The sequence below is a fragment of the Bradyrhizobium semiaridum genome (genome assembly GCF_020329505.1).
Lineage (GTDB): Bacteria > Pseudomonadota > Alphaproteobacteria > Rhizobiales > Xanthobacteraceae > Bradyrhizobium > Bradyrhizobium semiaridum.
Map to the genome: position 1 here is coordinate 1 of NZ_JAGKJJ010000103.1, position 621 is coordinate 621.

Genomic DNA, 621 nt, shown 5'->3' on the forward strand with positions numbered 1-621 from the left:
CATTGGACTTGCGCGCCTCGGCGATCGCCGCCTCGGCCTGGGCGCGCTGGCGCACCAACTCGCCGATCTCGACCGCCGTGCGGCGCGAACTGCCCGAGAGTTGTGGCAGCGGCTTGGACCGGCGATCCCGGACGCGGGATACTTTGGTCAGCTTTGGCTTCTTGGTTTTCTTTGGCCGCATCATCGGCATCGGACGCCCCACGCGCATTCCAGCTCGATGACATTTCTGCGATAAGTGTCTGAAAAATTGGTATCTCTCGCCGAGCAGCGGCATCGGAACGCGCCGGCCGCTTGCGCGCTGCGCGCATTCGCCTCGAAAGCAGGCAAGCGGCCGTCGTCATCCGGATGACATCAACCGGGTGCGCGGATCGAGAAAGCGGCAGCGCATGGTGAGCATCGCGTCAATGCCGGCACCATTGCCCAATGATTGCGCCGAAATCCGCTTCACGCGCACGAATATGTGTCAGTGCGCAAGAGGGTTAGCGCAGGGTTAAGGCGCTGCGCCTTCGCAAGCGAAACCTAGAACATGATCCGGAAAAGTGCGAAGCGGTTTTCCGAAAAGATCATGCTCAAACAAAGAGCTGAAGCCTGATGACGATTCAACCAAACCTCATCGCGCTT

Annotated in this window: 1 protein-coding gene; it reads right to left on the reverse strand. The window is 60.2% G+C overall.

Features of this window, described 5'->3' with window-relative positions:
• On the reverse strand, window positions 1-181 hold a 181-nt coding region (locus J6500_RS31675), incomplete at its 3' end, for a hypothetical protein (protein WP_225716605.1).
• Window positions 182-621: the final 440 nt, after the last annotated feature.